The sequence below is a fragment of the Frigidibacter sp. RF13 genome (genome assembly GCF_026626305.1).
In the GTDB taxonomy this organism is placed as follows: Bacteria; Pseudomonadota; Alphaproteobacteria; order Rhodobacterales; family Rhodobacteraceae; genus TMP-24.
In genome coordinates, this window is sequence record NZ_JAPNUE010000003.1 from 148,191 (window position 1) to 165,986 (window position 17,796).

Consider the following 17,796-nt stretch of genomic DNA (forward strand, 5'->3'; position numbering starts at 1 on the left):
GCTAGGTTCGCGCCATGATTGCCCCCCTTGTCCTGTTTCTCTTCTCTGGTGTGGTCGTCGTCTGGGCGCTTTACGTTCCCGGCGCTAAGGACATGCTGCTTGTGGCCGGCCCCTCGGCAATCGGCAGCCTCTACCTGTTCCTGCAGGCGCTGGTGCGCAGACCCGCCCGGGCGCTGCGCTGGATCGTGGTGGACGGATCGAACGTGATGCACTGGAAGGAGGGCGAGCCTGATATCGGCACGGTGCGCGACGTCGTGGGCAGGCTGGCCGCGCTTGGCTATACGGCGGGTGTCGTGTTTGACGCGAACGCGGGTTACCGCCTGAATGGGCGCTATCTGAACGAACGGGCGCTCGGGCGGCTTCTTGGCCTGTCCGAAGAACGGATAACGGTAGTCCCGAAAGGAACACCCGCCGATCCCGCGATCCTCGCCGCAGCGCGCGGACTTGGCGCCCGCATCGTGACGAACGACCGCTACCGCGATTGGGCGGAGACCCATCCTGAAGTTCGCGCGCAAGGCCACCTCATACGCGGGGGCTTCCGGCAAGGCGCGCTTTGGCTTGATCTGGACGCGTGAGGCAGAGGCGCCGGATTTCGTGGCGAAATCCGGTCCGAAATCTTTGCAAGATTTCGGGCTGTCCCGGCGCCGTGGTGCTACCCGAGGTCGGCGAGTGCCGCCTCGGCCGCGAGATGGGCACGCAGAGACCAGTAGCAATCCTCGCGCGTGGCCGCCCGGCACTGGACGCGTCTGTCGCCTGCCGTGACGAACCACAGGTCGCCGCGCGAGGTGACGGGGTAGGTTACACCTGCGAACTCCACCGATCCCTGAGGCACCTCTGGCGGCAGGTCCGCCACGCAGGCGGCGAGGGTCGGGACGAGGCAGGCGGCAAGGACGAGGCGGCGCATGGATATCTCCTGTTCCCTGCAGTTCAATCCAATTTCACCGCGCCCGCAAGGCCCGTTGACCAAGTCCCGGCTTTGGGCTAATCCCTCGCCCGTGGCGATTTGATGACCGGATTGCGGGCCACGTTAAAGAAGCCGCTAAAAGGGTCGGAGGTGTTTCACCCCCGCCGTTCCGGTCGGGGGTTTTTTGTTGCCGGAGGCGGCCATGACGGACTGGAAGACGCGGACGAAACTCATTCATGCCGGCGCGCGCCGCAGCCAGTATGGCGAGATGTCCGAGGCGATCTTCCTGACGCAGGGTTTCGTCTATGAGAGCGCCGAACAGGCCGAGGCGCGGTTCATCGAATCCGGCCCGGACGAGTTCATCTATGCGCGCTACGGCAACCCGACCGTGCGGATGTTCGAAGAACGGATGGCGGCGATCGAGGGGACGGAGGACGCCTTCGCAACCGCCTCGGGGATGGCCGCGGTGAATGGCGCGTTGACCGCGATGCTGAGGGCGGGCGACCATGTGGTCGCGGCGCGGGCGCTGTTCGGATCGTGCCTGTATGTGCTGGAAGTCCTGGGCCGCTTCGGAGTCGAGGTGACTTTGGTAGACGGCACGAACCTTGATGAATGGCGCGCGGCGGTGCGGGCTGACACGAAGGCCGTTTTCCTTGAAAGCGTGTCGAACCCGACGCTGGAGGTCATTGATCTGAAGTCGGTCGCGGAGATCGCGCATGCGGTGGGTGCGACAGTGATCGTCGACAATGTCTTTGCCACGCCGACCTTCTCGAAGGCCGTATCGCTTGGTGCCGATGTCGTCGTCTACTCGGCGACGAAGCATATCGACGGGTCGGGCCGGGCGCTCGGTGGCGTGGTCTGCGGGACAAAACAGTTCATCCGCAAGGTGCTGGAACCCTATCTGAAGCACACCGGCGCGGCGCTGTCGCCTTTCAACGCCTGGGTGATGCTGAAGGGGATGGAGACGCTTGATCTGCGCGTGCGGGCCCAGGCGGCGACGGCGCTGAAGGTGGCGGAGCGGCTGACGGGCCATGCGAAGCTGTCGCAAGTGATCTATCCGGGCCTGAAGGACCATCCGCATCACGCCATCGCCATGGAACAGATGGGGGCGGGGGGCACGGTCGTGACGCTGGAACTGCGCGGCGGGCAGGCTGCGGCCTTCCGTTTCCTCAACGCGCTGACAATCGTGAAGATTTCAAACAACCTCGGCGATGCGAAATCGATCATCACCCATCCGGCGACGACCACGCACCAACGGCTTCCGGCCGAGCAGAAGGCGCTTCTGGGCATCACGCCGGGGCTGGTGCGCCTGTCTCTGGGGATCGAGGACGGGGACGATATCGTCACCGACCTCTTGCAGGCGCTGCAGCGGGCCTGAGGGGCCGCTCATCGTCGCCTTGGGCGCTTTTCGCGATGCACGACGAGAGGCCGGAGGCCCGCGAGGAGACATTGGGAGCGGCCGGGCGACAGGTCGCTTTCGCTTGGCGGCGGTTCGCGTTAGACTATATCATCCGCGGCCGGGATCATGTAGGAAGCGGGCTCCACGCCCTTGGGGGGTCTGATGAACTTCATAGGCGAGATCGACCGGGAACCGAACCGCGACGCCGCGGAAGAGGCGCTTGCCACGCTGCGTGCCTGGGCGGCCAAGGCCGACCCGACCGAGGTCGCGCGCCTTGATCCTGCCATCGCGCGCCTGCTCCCGGGCCGCGAAGTGGGGAATTATCCTGATCTGTCGCGGACTTACCCCGAGGATTTCCGCCCCGACGCCGCCTATCGCGCCTCGATGCCAGACCTGCAGAACGGACCCTCAAGCCTGATCGTCGGGGCGAAGGCGCCGATCCAGCATGTGGGGATTTCGAACTTCCGCTTGCCGATCCGCTATCATACCCGCGACGGGGCCGACCTGACGCTGGAAACCTCGGTGACCGGAACGGTTTCCCTGACAGAGGACCGCAAGGGCATCAATATGAGCCGGATCATGCGGTCCTTCTATGCGCATGCGGAACGCACGTTCTCTTTCGACGTGATGGCCAAGGCTCTGGACGATTACAAGGCCGATCATGACAGCCTCGATGCCCGCCTGCAGATGCGCTTTTCCTTCCCTGCAAGGGTGGAAAGCCTGCGCTCGGGCCTTGCGGGCTGGCAATATTACGATATCGCGCTGGAACTGGCCGAGACGGCGGGGGTCAGGAAGCGCATCATCCATCTGGACTATGTCTATTCCTCGACCTGCCCCTGTTCGCTGGAACTTTCCGAGCACGCGCGGCAGGCGCGCGGGCAGCTGGCGACGCCGCATTCGCAGCGCTCGATCGCGCGGATTTCTGCTGTGGAATCAGGGGCTAAGCGGTTCTGGTACGAGGATCTGATCGAGCTTGCCCGCGCGGCCGTGCCGACCGAGACCCAAGTGATGGTGAAGCGCGAGGATGAACAGGCCTTTGCCGAACTGAACGCCGCGAACCCGATCTTCGTCGAGGATGCGGCGCGGTCTTTTGCCGAGCGGCTGCTCGCAGAACCGCGCGTCGGCGACTTCCGGATCGTCGCGGTCCATCAGGAAAGCCTGCACAGCCACGATGCCGTGTCGGTCCTGACCGAGGGGCCGACCTTCGCCTCCGAAAGCCTGGAGCCCCGCCTCTTCGCCAGCCTCCACCGCAGCGCCTGAGGGCGGCGGCAACGGGTGCAGTTTACGTATGGCAGAACGTATGCCTGTACGTATGGTAAGGAAAACCGTCGGGAATTTGTCGCTGACCGCGCCCCGGGTGAGGTGCGACGTGGTGGCTTCAGTGCCCGCTAATGAACATACCCTGATCCAACTGTGCCTCAGGAGAGAAATCCGTCGGCGCAGCATTTCGGATCAGTCGCGTTTCTGGATACTGGCCGATCCAGTTGAGCAACGCCTCGACCCGTCCCTTAGTCGCCGGCTCGCCCGTCACTTCAAGCGTTACCGACTTCAGCATCACCTCCGCCCCGAAGCTTGCCGCCAGATCGGCGGGGTCGATCAGCGCCACGCTCGTGGGATCGGTAAGGTCAGCGAATGTCACCATCAGCGGATATTGATAGTCCGGCACCACAATCACCCCAGCGGCGCGGTCGCGCTTGTCGCGCACCTCGTCAAAAAGCGCGGGATCGACAACGCGACCTTGTTGCCCGGAGATCGAGGCGGGTGCGACCGAGCCCAGATATTCGGTGGTGTCTTTGCTCTTGAGGAGCGCGAAGAGATAGCGGCCCGGCGTGACCTCGACCACCACCGCCTCACCCGTCTCGTCATGGTTCCAGTGAAATCCGTCGGGGAAGTAGAACAGTTTCTCCTGCCAGCTCACCTCGCTGACCGACGACCCCGAGACCTCGCCTGAAGGTGTCTCGACCGTGACGGTCATCTTCTGGCGCCACGTGTATCGTTCCTTGCAGCCCGCTAGGGCGAGGAGGGCGACGAAGGCGAGGAGGACATATTTCAATCGTCTGAACTCCGATCCGCAGGTGTCATGTCAGCCCCGTTCTCCTTACGGTGGAGCGGGTTGTCTCGTTTGGCAAGGGGGCAGCGGGCGGTAGGGGCTTTCGCGGTGGGCGGGGGGTGCCTATCTAGGGGGAAACGGAAGGATCGGATGGTGATCGGCGGGATCGGGCAGGCGGTGCGGGGCCTCGTGGGGGCGGAGGAGGTGGTGCGTTTGGGCGTCACGGGTCTGTCGCGCGCGGGCAAGACGGTGTTCATCACCGCGCTTGTGGCCAACCTCCTCGACCGGGCGCGGATGGCGGGCCTGCGCGCCGAGGCGGCGGGCCGTATCCGGGCGGTCTATCTGCAGCCGCAGCCCGACGATACCGTGCCGCGCTTTGACTATGAGGCGCATCTGGCGGCGTTGACTGGGTCGTCGCCGCATTGGCCCGAAAGCACGCGGGCGGTGAGCGAACTGAGGCTGTCGTTCCGGCTTGCGGGGCGGGGGATCGCGGGCGCGGTGATGGGGGAAAGGCGCCTCCATCTCGATATCGTCGATTATCCGGGCGAGTGGCTTCTGGACCTGATGCTGATGGATCAGTCCTACGAGGACTGGTCGCGGGGGGCGTTCCAGAAGCTCGCGGCGCGGGCGGAGGAATTGGCGGAGGCGCGGGCCTGTCTGGCGGCTCTGGTGGCGGTGGATGCGGGGGCGCGGCTGGAAGAGGGGGAGGCCGGGCGGTTGGCGGGGCTTTTCACGGACTATCTCAAGGCGGCGCGGGCGGCGGGATATGCCGATTGCACGCCGGGGCGGTTCCTTCTGCCGGGTGATCTGGCGGGCTCGCCCGCGCTGACCTTCGCGCCCCTGAAGGCCGATCTGGCCCCGGGGCGGGGGTCGCTAGGGCGCGAGTTCGCGCGGCGGTTCGAGGCCTATAAGGCCAAGGTGGTGATGCCCTTCTTCCGCGACCATTTCGCCAAGATCGACCGGCAGGTGGTGCTGGCCGACCTTCTGGCGGCGCTCGATGCCGGGCCCCGGGCGGCCGAGGATCTGCGGACGACGATGGCGGCGGTGCTGTCTGCCTTCCGGCCGGGGCGGTCCGGGTGGCTGGCGGCCTTGCTCGGGCAACGGCGGGTGGAGCGGATCCTCTTCGCCGCGACCAAGGCCGATCATCTGCATTCCAGCCAGCATGCGCGGCTGGCGGCGATATTGGCGGCGCTGATGCGGGCGGCGAAGGAGCGGGCGGATTTCGCGGGTGCGGATACGGCGGCGATGGCGATTGCCGCGTTGCGCGTGACAGCGGAGGATGTGGTGCGATCGGGCGGGCGGGAGGTGGCTTGCGTGAAGGGGCGGCTCGAGGACGGGCGGGTCGCGGCCTTCCATGCGGGCGACCTGCCGGACAATCCGGCCGAGATATTGACGCCAGCGCGCGAGGCGGCGGCGGGGTGGCTGGACGGTGAGTATCAGGCGATGCGCTTCCTGCCCGCGCCGGGTGGCGGGGCGGGCCGGGGTTTGCCGCATATCCGGCTCGACCGGGCGGTGGACTTTCTGATCGGAGACAGGCTGTGAGCGGTGGACAGGGAAACGCAAGGCGGGGCGAGCGGCTCGGTCCCTTGGTGATCGAGCTTGATCCCGCCGAGATGCCTGCCGTCGCCGATCTGGCGCCACTGGCGGAACCGATTGACCTTGCCGTGCCGGTTCCGGCGCGGCGGGGCTGGCGGCTGGGGGTCTGGCTCCTCGGGACGGCGGGGTCGCTTTTGCTGTTTCTTCTGACACTGGCGCTCTGGTCCTATGTCGAGAGCCTCTTTGTCAGCTATCCGCTGCTCGGAACGGTGGCGGTGGTGCTCGCGGGGCTGTTCGCGGCGCTCACGCTCATCTTCGTGGCGCGCGAGCTTCTGGCGCTGATGCGGCTCCGGCGGATCGACGGGCTGAGGGAGCGGGCGGCTGTTGCCGTCGGGGCGGGCGACCTGAGCGGCGCGCGCGCCGTGCAGGCCGAAGTAGCGGCGCTTTACCGGGGGCGGGCGGAGCTCTCCTGGGTCGCTGCACGCCATGGCGAGCGGGGTCAGGATCTGGCCGAGGCCGGTGCGCTTCTGACGCTGGTCGAAGAAGATTACCTCGGCCCGCTCGACCAGCTGGCGCGGCGCGAGATCGAGGCGGCGGCGCGGCAGGTGGCGGCGGCGACGGCGATCGTGCCCTTGGCGCTTGCAGATGTGGCGGTGGCGCTGATCGCCAATACGCGGATGGTGCGGCGGATCGCGGCGATCTATGGCGGCCGGTCGGGTGCCTTCGGCAGCTGGCGTCTGATGCGGCGGGTCGCGGTGCATCTGGTGGCGACGGGTGCGGTCGCGGTGGGCGATGACCTGATCCATTCGGTGGCCGGCGGCGGGCTTTTGTCGAAGCTGTCACGCCGCTTTGGCGAAGGGGTGATCAACGGCGCGCTGACGGCGCGCGTCGGCATCGCGGCGATGGAGGTCTGCCGCCCGCTGCCCTTCCGTGCCTTGCCGCGCCCCAAAGTCACGAACCTTCTGACGCGCGGGCTCGCCGGGCTTTTCGGGCGCAGCGGGGAGGAAGCGCAGCCGGATTTCGATACGAAATCCGGCCGGAGCCTTTGAAAGGCTCCGGTCCGAAATCTTTCTAAGATTTCGGCACATGCCGCCAGCCCCGAGGGCGGGAATAGCTGACTTGCGGCAGGCGCCTCTCGCCCCTAACCTCCGCCGAAAAAACGGGGATGGTGCGGAATGGAACTTCTCGCGATACTGGCGGCGCTGGCAGCGCTTGCGATCCCGGTGACGGTGGTCGTTCTGGTCTTCAAGGTCGCCGCACTTTCGCGGCGCCTGACTGATCTGGAGCGGCGCCATGTCGATCTTGCCGGACGGTCTATACCCGCGGCAGTGATGCCTCGGGTCGGGTCGGATAGGGTGGATGACCGTATTGTGACCCCGCCGCCTGCCACACCGGTGGCCGATCTGCCGGACGCGGCCGATCCGGGCGCGGTGCCCGTCGATCCCTGGTCGGGCGCACCTGCGGCCGCTGCACCCGTCGCGCCGCCTGACATGACATCCGTGCCAGCCGCCGACCGGCCGGTCGTCGTTTCGCGTGAACGGGCCTCGGCGCTTGGCGACTGGCTGAAGGCCAACTGGGTCTATGCCATCTCTGCCCTGTCGCTCGCCTTCGCTGGCGTCTTCTTCGTGCAATATGGCATGGAAAACGGCCTCCTGCCGCCGCCCGCCCGCGTCATCATGGCGCTTCTCTTCGGGCTGGCGCTGATCGCGGCGGGCGAATTCATCCGCCGCCGGTCGGGCGACGGGGCGAAATCGGCGACCGCCTATCTGCCCTCGACCTTCGCGGGCGCCGGGATCGTCTCGATGTTCGCGGGCGTCCTTGCGGCGCGCCAGCTTTATGACCTGATCGGCACCGGCACGGCCTTCGGCGGACTGGCGGCCGTCTCGGCGCTCGCCCTGGTGATCGGCTGGTATTACGGGCCTTTCCTCGCCGCCGTCGGGCTGATCGGCGCCGGGATCGCACCCTTCGCGGTCGGCGGGTCGAGCGAGTCGATCGACCCGCTTTACGCCTATTTCTGCCTGATCGCCGCGCTTGGCCTCGGGATCGACGCCGCCCGGCGCTGGGCCTGGGTCTCGGTCCTGGCGCTTGGCGTCGGCTACGGCGGGCTTTTCCTCGTCGCGGTCGGCGGCGGCGCCGCGGGCTATGCCGCCCTGGCTCTAGCCCTCCTCGCAGTGCTCGCCATTCTGGTGCCCTGCCTCAGGCTTGCGCCCGATCACGACGGGCCAATGGTGGCGGAGGCGGTCCTGACGCGCGGGCGGGCCGGATGGCCGATCTTCCCGACCCGCCTTGCTGCGGGGGCGATGGCGCTGTCGGTCCTCGGGCTTGTCCTTCAGGACGGGCCGGGCGAGGCCGACAGCCTGATCGCCTTTCTCTGCCTTGCACTTCTCGCCGGGGTGGTGACCTTCTGGTCCGCGCGCGCCCGGGCGCTTTCAGACCTTGCCCTCTTGCCTGCGGCGGGTTTTCTGGCCCGACTGGCGCTTGAGGGCGCGGGCTTCGGGCCCATGGCACGGTCCTATGCCGACAAGGCCGTCGACCTGCGCCTGCCCGAGGTCGGGCCGCCGCAGACGGCCGCGCTGCTCCTTGGCCTTGGCGTGGTGATGAGCCTGATCGCAGCCTGGCGCAGCGGCCGGGGCGACATGCGCGCGTCCTGGGGCGCGGCGGCGGCACTGATCGCGCCCCTTGCGGCGGTGGGGCTGGAGTTTTTCTGGGCGCCGTCTTCGGTCCTCGGCGCCTACCCTTGGGCACTGCATGTGATTGCTCTTGCGGCACTGATGGCTTTCCTCGCCAGCCGCTTCGCGGCGGCAGACGGCGAGGAAAGGCGCCGGGCCGCCTACGCGACCCTCTCGACGCTTGCGCTCATTGCGCTCGCTTTCGGCCTTGTCCTGACCAAGGCGGCGCTGACGCTGGCGCTGGCCGCGCTCATCCCCGTGGCTGCGCTCCTTGACCGCCGCTTCCGCCTGCCGGAAATGGGCTGGTTCATCCAGGCGGCTGTGATGGCGCTGTCCTACCGGCTGGTGGTCGATCCAGGGCTCATGTGGGCGGTGTGGGATGCCGGCCCGGCGGACGCGATCCTGGCCTACGGCGGCGCGTCGGCGGCAATGCTTGGTGCGCTGCGGCTGATCGTGCCGGAAGAGCGGCGCAACGCCCGCGTCTTTCTCGAATCCGGCGGGGCGGCGGCTTTGGCGCTCTTCGTCAACGTGATGGTGTTGCGGCAATTCGACGACGAATCAACGCTGAGCCACTGGGCGCTTACGCTCAACTCGATGCCATGGCTTGTCCTCGCGCTGGTGCAGCTCTACCGCCTGCAACTCGGTGGAGCACTTCGCTGGCTGCGTTGGGTAATCGCCTCTGTTGCAGGCCTGATCGCGCTCGGCGGCCTCGGCCTGTCAGCCCTGCCTGCCAATCCGCTGTTCGGGCTGCTCGACAGCCGGGGCTGGGTCCGGGGGCCGGTTATCCTTGATTCCCTCCTCGTCGCCTATCTGATCCCCGGCCTGATGCTGATCGTCGCCGCGCGGCGCCTCGATCATCTGCCACGCTGGCTCTCGTTGCCGATGCAGGGTCTTGGCATAGCGCTTGCGGCGCTTTACGCAGGGCTGGAGATAAGGCGGCTCTGGCGCGGGCCAGACCTGTCGGTCTATGGCGTCACCCAACCTGAACTCTACAGCTACACGATCGCGCTGATGGTGCTTGGTGCGGCGCTCCTCTACCAGGCCATCGCCCGGCGGTCGGGCGGGTTGAGGCGGATCGCCATGGCGGTGATCGCGCTCACCATCGCCAAGGTCTTCCTGATCGACGCCTCCGGCCTTTCGGGCCTCACCCGGGTCTTCTCCTTCCTCGCCCTCGGCCTCGCCCTCGCGGGCCTCGCCTGGCTGAACCGCTGGGCGGCGGAGCGGCAGGAGGAAGGCCCGCAGGAAACAAGTTCCGGCTGATCTTCACGTTCTGTCCAAAAATACTCCGGAGGGGTCCGGGGAGGCGGAGCCTCCCCGGCGGGTCGGCCCGCCAACGGCGGGACGAAACCTATCTGAGCTTCGGCACGCCGTCCGCGAAGGCCGCGCCTTCGGTCACGCCGTAACGCAGGCCCGCGCCGATGCGGTGGGCCAGCACCGACCATTGGGCGGCGGTCTCGGGCGCGAGATTGCGCGTCAGTACGCTGTCGAAAAGCCCAAGCCAGACCGAGAACATGCCGGGGCGGACATTGCCCGCCGCGCGGTGCGCCTCCATCGGATTGCCGTCGTAGGACCGCTCGAACAGGATCGCGTTGCGCCAGAAGCGGGCGATCTTTTCCTCATGCGCGGGCCAGTCGGTGACATGGGCGGCGAAAACCGGGCCGAGACCGGGATGGACCCGGATCGCGGCATAGAAATCGGCGACCACGCGGTCGATCTCGTCCGGCGTCACCGGGAAGCGGGGGGGTATGGCGGGCATGGTCGGTCCTTTCGCTTGATCTTTCTCAAGCGGTCTGCCGCGGTGCAAGGGGGCGGAATGTCTCAGGGAAAGCGCTGGCCCGCAAGGGGCGGGATCATGTCGCCGGAAACGAGCGCGGTCAGGGTCTGGCGGATGAGGGGCAGGCCCGCCATCGGCGCCATCAGATGGTCGCGCAAGGGCGGCAGGAGGCGGCTTTCGGACTGGTACATCGGCGTGAAAAGCGCGCTCATCGCCTGATAGGCGCGGACATGCCAGCGGCGCATGGCACCGTAGGCGGGCAGGGCGCCGGGGCCGTCCTTCAGCGCGGTGACCAGCGCCAGAGCGTCAAGGAGCGCCATGTTTGCACCCTGGCCGAGCTGCGGGCTCGCACGGTGGGCGGCGTCGCCGATGAAGGCGAGACGTTCGGCGTAGGGGTGGCACAGCGTGCCGTGACTGTAGCGGGCGGGCGTTAGCTGGTCATGGCGCGTGATGGTCTGAAGGAAGGGCGCGAAATCGGGCCAGAGGCCAGAGGCCTCGGCCTTCCACTTCGTCAGCGGCGCAGCCTGCCAGTCGGCGATCCGGTCTACCGGCAAGGACCAGAAGATGGTGGCGAGCGGCCCGTCGGAGCCGGGCGCGGTGCCCACGGGTAGCACACCGAGCATCCGCCGCGCGCTGAGGTAGCGCTGGCGCAGTTCGTCGGTGCGGAAGGCGGTTCCGGCGGGCCAGGGAACCGTGCCCCAGAGCGCGCCGTAGGGAAGCGGGCGTGCGGTGAGCGGCGAAAGGCGCGATCCGGCGCCGCTTGCGTCGACGACAAGATCGAAAGGGCCGAGGCTGCGGCCATCTTCCAGAAGCACGGTCCGACCCTTGCCTGCGAACGGCGTCGCGATGGCGGTCGCGCCGGCCTCTATCCGCACCTGGCGCGCCATGGCCGCGTCCCAGAGGGCGGCGAAGAGCGCCGCGCGATGGATCGCAAGGCCCGGTGCCTCGGGGCGGTAGGCGACGCGCAGCACATCGCGGCCGCGCCGCGCCTCGTGCCCGGCCATCCTGAGGATGCTTTGCCCCGATGCCCGCGCAGCCGCGCCCGCGCCGAACCGGTCGAGGACGGCAAGGCCCATCGGCTGGATCACGAGGCCGGAGCCCACAGGCTTCGGTTCCGCGAACCGTTCGATCAGCGTGACCTCATGGCCGGCATCCAGGGCGAGGGCCGCAAGCGCGAGCCCACCGATCCCGGCACCGACGATGCCGATCGTGCAGGTCATGCGCGTCACGTCCTCACGGCGCCGCCTGGCAGGTCACCCCATAGCCGGTGACGAAGGGCAGGCTGCCGTCGGCGCCGATCTCGCCCGCCGTCACGAGGCTGAGATCGCCTGCCTCGCCCTGATAGGCGTAGCTGCAGAAGGCAAAGCCGGTGCCTGCGCAATCCTCGACCTCGATGATCCCGGCGGCGGCGATGTCGTCCGCCTGACCGGGCGAGCGGGTCCCGGAGGCCGCCTGATCGACCGGCTGCCAGCCGGCCTCTGCCAGCAGGATACGGGCGAGGTCGACGGGCAGGCCGTAGAGGTAGGGCAGCCGGGCCTTGCCGTCGCACTGGATCTGTTCGGAGGCGGGCGGGGTCAGGGCGATGCCGTCCGGCCCGACGGGCCGGATGTCGGCGACGGGCGCGGGGATCAGATCGCCGCTCCATACCCTGAGCCCGCCCACGCCGAAGGGGGTAATGCGGCCAATGGACGAGGGGGCGCCTTCGGCAGCATAGGCGAGCGCCACGAGCCGGTCGCCCCGGAAAAAGGCGATATTGCCCTGCGACAGGTTGCAGGCGCCGCTGGTCGCGGGCTCGGCATGGCCGACGAAGCTGACGGCCTGATAGGCGCCGAAGGGCGCCTCGGCCGTCACCGCCCAGCCAAGCGCCTCGGCCACCTTGCCGCCGGGGGTCCTGGCCTTGGTCAGCAGGTGATCGCAAAACTCCGGCTCGCCCCGGTCGGCGGGGGCAGGCGGCAGGGCGGGCAGGGGGAGAATCTCCAGCCCCGGCACTTGCGAGGCGGTGCTGGGCGGCGCGGCCAGCGCGGCTGCGGCATCGAAGACAGGCAGGAGGGCAAGGAGGCCCGCATATGTCGTTGATTTCATGGCTCCGCTCCTGTCGATAGGCGTCGTTGGCGCCATCTAGGCCGACGCTGCCTGCCCGGTCCAGTCAGGAATTCCCTGACCCAAGCGCCACACTGGACCAGAGCCGAGCGACCGCCTATAAGGCGGCCATGCAGATGACGGCCGCACAGATACGTCGAATTAGCGGCCCGGCGCGCTGATCCCTCAGCCGCCGGGATTGCCCGTTTGCCTTGGGGCGCCCGATGCCCCCTCTGACCGATTTCCGAAGGAATGCCCGACATGTGCGCCGACACGACCGAGAAGACTGCTCCCGACTACCGCGACACCGTCTTCCTGCCCGAGACCGACTTTCCGATGCGCGCGGGCCTGCCGCAGCGCGAACCCGACTGGCTGAAGCGCTGGGAAGAGATCGGGGTCTATGACCGGCTGCGCGAAAAGGCGGCGGCCGCCCCCCGCGCGCCCTTCACGCTGCATGACGGCCCTCCCTACGCGAACGGGCACCTGCATATCGGTCACGCGCTGAACAAGGTCCTGAAGGACATGGTGGTGCGGTCCCAGCAGATGATGGGCCGCGATGCCCGTTATGTGCCGGGCTGGGATTGCCACGGCCTGCCGATCGAATGGAAGATCGAGGAGCAGTACCGGGCGAAGGGCCTGAACAAGGATGACGTGGACACGGTCGCCTTCCGTCAGGAATGCCGCAAGTTCGCCGAGGGCTGGATCGACGTGCAGCGCGAGGAGTTCAAGCGCCTCGGCGTCACCGGCAACTGGGCCGATCCGTACCTGACGATGAACTACCATGCCGAGGCGGTGATCGCCGAGGAATTCATGAAATTCCTGATGAACGGCTCGCTTTATCAGGGGTCGAAGCCCGTGATGTGGTCGCCGGTCGAGAAGACGGCGCTCGCTGAGGCCGAGGTCGAGTATCACGACCATACGAGCCATACGATCTGGGTGCGGTTCCCGGTGGCTGCGGCGTCGGAGTTCAAGGATCTGGACGGCTGCATCCGCACCGACCTGTTGCAGGCCTCGGTGGTGATCTGGACGACGACGCCCTGGACCATCCCGCAGAACCGCGCGGTCGCCTTCAACCCGACGATTGCCTACGGGCTGTACGAGATCTCTGCTGTTGGCGAGAACGCGAGCGCGAAGGTTGGAGAGACCATCGTCGTGGCCGACAATCTCGCCGAGGCGATCTTTGCTGCCGCGCGGGTCGAGACGTTCCGCAAGCTACGCGCCGTGCCGGGCGATGAACTGGCGACGCTGACGCTTTCGCATCCGTTCCGGGGCGTCGAGGGAGCAAACGGCGAATGGGACTATGACGTCCCCATGCTGCCCGGCGACCATGTGACCGACGACGCGGGCACCGGCTTCGTTCACACCGCGCCCTCGCACGGCGACGATGACTATCAGATGGGCCTGAAGCATGGCCTGCCGATGACCTATAATGTCGAGCCGGACGGGACCTACCGGACCGATCTGCCGCTCTTCGGCGGGCAGGCGATCATCCTGCCCGACGGCAAGGAAGGCCCGGCGAACGTCTCGGTGATCAAGCAGCTCGCCTATGCGGGTGCGCTTTTTGCCAAGGGCAAGATCAAGCATTCCTACCCGCATAGCTGGCGGTCGAAGGCGCCGCTCATCTATCGCAACACGCCACAATGGTTCGTGGCGATCGACAAGAGCCTTGATGACGGCCTCTCGACCTATGGCGACACGATCCGGAAGCGCGCGCTCAATTCGATCAACCAGCTTGTCGAATGGACCCCGGCGACGGGCCGCAATCGCCTGCATTCGATGATCGAGGCGCGGCCCGACTGGGTTCTGAGCCGCCAGCGCGCCTGGGGCGTGCCGCTGACCTGCTTCACGAAGAAGGGCGCGAAGCCGACTGATCCCGACTTCCTGCTGCGCAACCCGGAGGTCAACGCCCGCATCAAGGCGGCGTTCGAGGCCGAGGGGGCCGATGTCTGGTATGTGCAAGGATTCAAGGAAAAGGTGCTGACCGGACTGGTCGATCCGTCGGATTATGAACAGGTCTTCGACATTCTCGACGTCTGGTTCGACAGCGGATCGACCCATGCCTTCGTGTTGCGCGACCGGCCTGACGGCACGGCGGACGGGCTGGCCGATCTTTACCTTGAAGGCACCGACCAGCACCGGGGCTGGTTCCATTCCTCAATGCTGCAGGCCTGCGGCACCAAGGGCCGCGCGCCTTATCGCGGCGTGCTGACCCACGGCTTCACGCTCGACGAAAAGGGCATGAAGATGTCCAAGTCCTTGGGCAACACCGTCGCGCCTCAGCAGGTGATCGATGAATATGGCGCGGATATCCTGCGCCTGTGGGTCGCGCAGTCGGACTATACGGTCGACCTCAGGATCGGGAAGGAGATCCTGAAAGGGACCGCCGACAGCTACCGGCGGCTGCGTAACACCTTGCGCTTCATCCTTGGGAACCTTGCGGGCTTCACCGAGGCCGAGCGGGTCAAGCCGGAGGAGATGCCGGAACTGGAGCGCTGGGTGCTGCACCGGTTGGCGGAACTAGATCACGTTGTCCGCACCGGCTATGCGAAGTACGATTTCCAGGGCGTGTTTCAGACCCTCTTCACCTTCTGCACGGTGGATCTGTCGGCGGTCTACTTCGACATCCGCAAGGATGCGCTTTATTGCGATGCGGCGGACAGCTTGCGTCGCCGGGCGGCGCGGACGGTCCTGGACATCCTGTTCCACCGGCTGGTGACCTGGCTCGCGCCGATCCTCGTCTTCACCATGGAGGAAGTCTGGCTCTGCCGCTTCCCGGGCGAAGGGTCGTCGGTGCATCTGACCGACATGCCGGAAACGCCGGCCGACTGGCTGGACGAGCCGCTCGCCCAGAAGTGGGAGGCGATCCGCAAGGTGCGCCGGGTGGTGACGGCGGCCTTGGAAGTGCAGCGCACGGCCAAGGTCATCGGCGCCTCGCTGGAGGCGGGGCCTGTGGTGCATGTCGAGGATCAACCCACGCTGAAAGCGCTGAAATCGGTCGATTTCGCCGAGCTCTGCATCACCTCTTCCATTCAGGTCACCGCCGACCCGGCCCCGGAAGAGGCCTTCCGCCTCGCCGAGGCGCCGGGGGTGGGCGTGGTCTTCGAACTGGCCGACGGCGAGAAGTGCCAGCGCTGCTGGCGCATCCTGCCGGATGTGGGCAGCCATGCGCACGAGGGCACCTGCCAGCGCTGCAACGATGCGTTGGGGTGAGTCGTGGCGGCCCGGGTCATCCTTCTGAATGGTCCGGGCAGTGTCGGAAAATCCTCGGTGGCGCGGGCGCTTCAGGCCTGCGCCTCCGGCCCGCTTCTGCACGTGTCGATGGACAGTTTCTGCGAGATGCTGCCTGACCGAGCATGGGATGATGCTGATTTCTTCCGGTTTGAAAGCCGGGGCAGTCCTGCCGAACCTGCGACCGAAGTCCTGACCGGCCCGAAAGGTGCCGCGCTTTTGGCAGCGATGCGGGCCACGGTGGCCGATCTCGCTCGCCGGGGGCTTGATGTCGTCGTGGATGATGTCTGGCTTGACGGAGAACCGGCCGAATACGCCGCGTTGCTCGCTGGGCATTCGGTCTGGCGTATTGGCCTGACCGCGCCGCTCGATATCGTCGAAGCACGGGAAATGTCGCGTAGTGACCGAATGCACGGCCTAAGTCGGGCGCAGTTTGAACGGGTTCACGGGGGAGTGCGCTACGACCTCATGATCGACGTATCGCTTCGCTCCGCGCAAGAGGCGGCGCAACAGATCGCGGCTTTGGTCGGCCTGTAAAGCGCGGGGTCGTGCCAAAAATCAGCTCTCATACTGATCCAGCATTTCGCGCAGCTCCTGACGGGTCAGGCCGATATCGTCCAGCCAGCGGTCGTCCTTCCGGCGCAGCATCCAGTCTGCCGGCGCGGCAGTGTCGCGCTGGTCGGTTTGTCTTACCCAAAATCGCCACCAAGTCAGGGTCATCGCGACCTCCGATGCTAACCAGTTGGTTCCAGTATGGATCGGCGTTGACATAAGACAAACGCATAGTGATGATGTCTGCGATCAGAATGGTTGATGGCAGCACCATGGATCTCGCGCTAGACAGCGACTTGATGCGCACGTTCCTGGCGGTCGTGGAAACCGGCAGCGTGACGCGCGCTGCCGACGAGATCGGGCGAACTCAGTCAGCCGTCTCCATGCAGATTAGGCGACTGGAAGAAACGCTTGGTCAGGCGCTTTTCGTGCGCCTGCCGCGCGGTGTGACGCTTACGGCGGAGGGATCGCAACTGGTTCCCCATGCCCGACGGGTCATCCGAAGCCTGGAGGAGGCCGCGCTGGCACTGCGCGCCAAACCGCTTGACGGGCCCGTACGGGTCGGCATTCCGGAAGAATACAGCGAGACCGTTCTGCCGCAGGCACTGGCGGCTTTCGCCAGCCGCCATGCCGGGGTCGAGGTGACGGTACGATGCGACCATTCAGATCCGCACATCGCGGCGCTGGCGGCGGATGAACTTGATCTTGCTGTCATCTTTGAGAAGGTCCGAAGCAGCGAAGGCGAACTGATGTGCATGGACCCGACGGTTTGGGTCACAAACGATGCCTTCGGACAGCACTTGCAGCGTCCGCTGCCGGTTGCAGCCTATTCGCGTCCAGATTGGTGCAATCAATATGCCTTTCAGTCTTTGGAAAGGCTGGCGATCGACTATCGCGTGGTCTTCGCCTGCGATCCGTCGGGTGGGTTGCGAACGGCAGTGCGGACCGGACTTGCCGTCGCCTTCCTGACCCGCAGCACCATTCCCGAAGGCTGCAGGGAACTGACCTCCGACGACGGGTTTGGCATGATCGATTCCACCTTGACGGTGTTGCGGCGCAATCCGCGCGGATCGACGCCAGCGATCGACGCCCTTGCTGCGATGCTGCGCGATGCTTTCCGACCGCTTTCCGGCGCAAGATCATGAAGCCGGAATGGTCTTTTGACAGCCCGTTTGGGATGCTTAGCCTGTCTGAGGAGCATGGCCGCATTGCCCGTTTACGATGGGGGCAAACTGCGGAGGGAGAATCGAGCGCGATTCTACGGGAGGCCGCCGCGCAGCTTCAGGACTATTTCGCCGGGCGTCGGCAGGTGTTCAACCTGCCGCTCGCCTTCCTGCCCGGGCTGGCGGGCGAGGTGCAGCGGGCGATGCTGGCCATCCCCTTTGGCGAGACGCGGACCTATGGCGATCTGTCGAAGGCGCTGGGGGCGCCGGCTCAGGCGATCGGGCAGGCCTGCGGGTCCAATCCGATCCCGATCCTCATTCCGTGCCATCGGATCCTTGGCGCGAATGGCCTTGGCGGCTTTTCGGCGCCGGGCGGGATCGAGACCAAGGTGGCGCTTCTGAAGCATGAAGGCGCGGCATCACTGCTGATCTGAGCCTTGCT

At 66.8% G+C, this 17,796-nt stretch carries 16 protein-coding genes and 1 riboswitch; of the genes, 10 read left to right on the forward strand and 6 right to left on the reverse strand.

Annotation, left to right across the window (positions count from 1 at the left end; translation table 11 throughout):
* Positions 1 to 14: 14 nt before the first annotated feature.
* Positions 15 to 575, forward strand: coding sequence for an NYN domain-containing protein (locus OU426_RS08795; protein ID WP_267633566.1), 561 nt, complete (start codon positions 15 to 17; stop codon positions 573 to 575).
* 77 nt (positions 576 to 652) lie between these two features.
* Here OU426_RS08795 and OU426_RS08800 read toward each other — a convergent pair whose 3' ends face one another.
* A complete protein-coding gene (locus OU426_RS08800; RefSeq protein WP_267633567.1) occupies positions 653 to 904 on the reverse strand; it encodes a hypothetical protein in 252 nt (83 codons plus the stop codon).
* Between the two features lie 81 nt (positions 905 to 985).
* A riboswitch (SAM riboswitch) is annotated at positions 986 to 1,064 on the forward strand.
* 42 nt (positions 1,065 to 1,106) lie between these two features.
* Here OU426_RS08800 and metZ point away from each other — a divergent pair.
* Positions 1,107 to 2,282 carry an O-succinylhomoserine sulfhydrylase gene (gene metZ, locus OU426_RS08805; RefSeq protein WP_267633568.1) on the forward strand — a complete coding sequence of 392 codons (1,176 nt, stop codon included), beginning with the start codon at positions 1,107 to 1,109 and terminating at the stop codon, positions 2,280 to 2,282.
* A 183-nt stretch (positions 2,283 to 2,465) separates the two neighbouring features.
* On the forward strand, positions 2,466 to 3,563 hold the full coding sequence (folE2, locus tag OU426_RS08810) for a GTP cyclohydrolase FolE2 (protein ID WP_267633569.1): 1,098 nt from the start codon (positions 2,466 to 2,468) through the stop codon (positions 3,561 to 3,563).
* A 118-nt stretch (positions 3,564 to 3,681) separates the two neighbouring features.
* Here the strand turns inward: folE2 and OU426_RS08815 are convergent, their stop codons facing one another.
* Complete coding sequence (locus tag OU426_RS08815; RefSeq protein WP_267633570.1) at positions 3,682 to 4,356, reverse strand: hypothetical protein; 675 nt, start codon at positions 4,354 to 4,356, stop codon at positions 3,682 to 3,684.
* 147 nt (positions 4,357 to 4,503) lie between these two features.
* Here OU426_RS08815 and OU426_RS08820 point away from each other — a divergent pair, with 147 nt between their 5' ends.
* The 3 genes from OU426_RS08820 (at position 4,504) to OU426_RS08830 (ending at position 9,818) form a co-directional block, all read left to right on the forward strand.
* Entirely contained in the window at positions 4,504 to 5,895 is a 1,392-nt protein-coding gene (locus tag OU426_RS08820; protein ID WP_420712579.1) for a YcjX family GTP-binding protein, read from the forward strand.
* Entirely contained in the window at positions 5,892 to 6,938 is a 1,047-nt protein-coding gene (locus OU426_RS08825) for a YcjF family protein (RefSeq protein ID WP_267633572.1), read from the forward strand. Before OU426_RS08820 ends, OU426_RS08825 begins: the two co-directional genes overlap by 4 nt.
* Before the next feature lie 126 nt (positions 6,939 to 7,064).
* On the forward strand, positions 7,065 to 9,818 hold the full coding sequence (locus OU426_RS08830) for a DUF2339 domain-containing protein (RefSeq protein ID WP_267633573.1): 2,754 nt from the start codon (positions 7,065 to 7,067) through the stop codon (positions 9,816 to 9,818).
* An 88-nt stretch (positions 9,819 to 9,906) separates the two neighbouring features.
* Here OU426_RS08830 and OU426_RS08835 read toward each other — a convergent pair whose 3' ends face one another.
* The 3 genes from OU426_RS08835 to OU426_RS08845 form a co-directional block, all read right to left on the reverse strand.
* A complete protein-coding gene (locus OU426_RS08835) occupies positions 9,907 to 10,314 on the reverse strand; it encodes a group III truncated hemoglobin (protein WP_267633574.1) in 408 nt (135 codons plus the stop codon).
* Positions 10,315 to 10,376: 62 nt separating this feature from the next.
* Positions 10,377 to 11,552, reverse strand: coding sequence for an FAD-dependent oxidoreductase (locus OU426_RS08840; RefSeq protein WP_267633575.1), 1,176 nt, complete (start codon positions 11,550 to 11,552; stop codon positions 10,377 to 10,379).
* 13 nt (positions 11,553 to 11,565) lie between these two features.
* Complete coding sequence (locus tag OU426_RS08845) at positions 11,566 to 12,414, reverse strand: hypothetical protein (RefSeq protein WP_267633576.1); 849 nt, start codon at positions 12,412 to 12,414, stop codon at positions 11,566 to 11,568.
* A 258-nt stretch (positions 12,415 to 12,672) separates the two neighbouring features.
* Between OU426_RS08845 and ileS the strand changes: the two genes are divergently transcribed.
* Both ileS and OU426_RS08855 read left to right on the forward strand, forming a co-directional pair.
* Positions 12,673 to 15,621 carry an isoleucine--tRNA ligase gene (gene ileS / locus OU426_RS08850; protein WP_267633577.1) on the forward strand — a complete coding sequence of 983 codons (2,949 nt, stop codon included), beginning with the start codon at positions 12,673 to 12,675 and terminating at the stop codon, positions 15,619 to 15,621.
* 3 nt (positions 15,622 to 15,624) lie between these two features.
* The gene (locus tag OU426_RS08855) at positions 15,625 to 16,176 is read left to right on the forward strand and encodes a phosphotransferase-like protein (protein ID WP_267633578.1); all 552 of its coding nucleotides are present in this window, start codon (positions 15,625 to 15,627) and stop codon (positions 16,174 to 16,176) included.
* A gap of 21 nt (positions 16,177 to 16,197) precedes the next feature.
* On the opposite strand, the gene OU426_RS08860 is transcribed toward OU426_RS08855, so the two are convergent.
* The gene (locus OU426_RS08860) at positions 16,198 to 16,359 is read right to left on the reverse strand and encodes a hypothetical protein (protein WP_267633579.1); all 162 of its coding nucleotides are present in this window, start codon (positions 16,357 to 16,359) and stop codon (positions 16,198 to 16,200) included.
* A 71-nt stretch (positions 16,360 to 16,430) separates the two neighbouring features.
* Here OU426_RS08860 and OU426_RS08865 point away from each other — a divergent pair, with 71 nt between their 5' ends.
* Positions 16,431 to 17,336 (forward strand): LysR family transcriptional regulator, encoded by a 906-nt coding sequence (locus OU426_RS08865; RefSeq protein WP_324289805.1) that lies wholly within the window; start codon positions 16,431 to 16,433, stop codon positions 17,334 to 17,336.
* A complete protein-coding gene (locus OU426_RS08870; RefSeq protein ID WP_267633580.1) occupies positions 17,333 to 17,788 on the forward strand; it encodes a methylated-DNA--[protein]-cysteine S-methyltransferase in 456 nt (151 codons plus the stop codon). The genes OU426_RS08865 and OU426_RS08870 overlap by 4 nt, the downstream gene beginning before the upstream one ends.
* Positions 17,789 to 17,796: the final 8 nt, after the last annotated feature.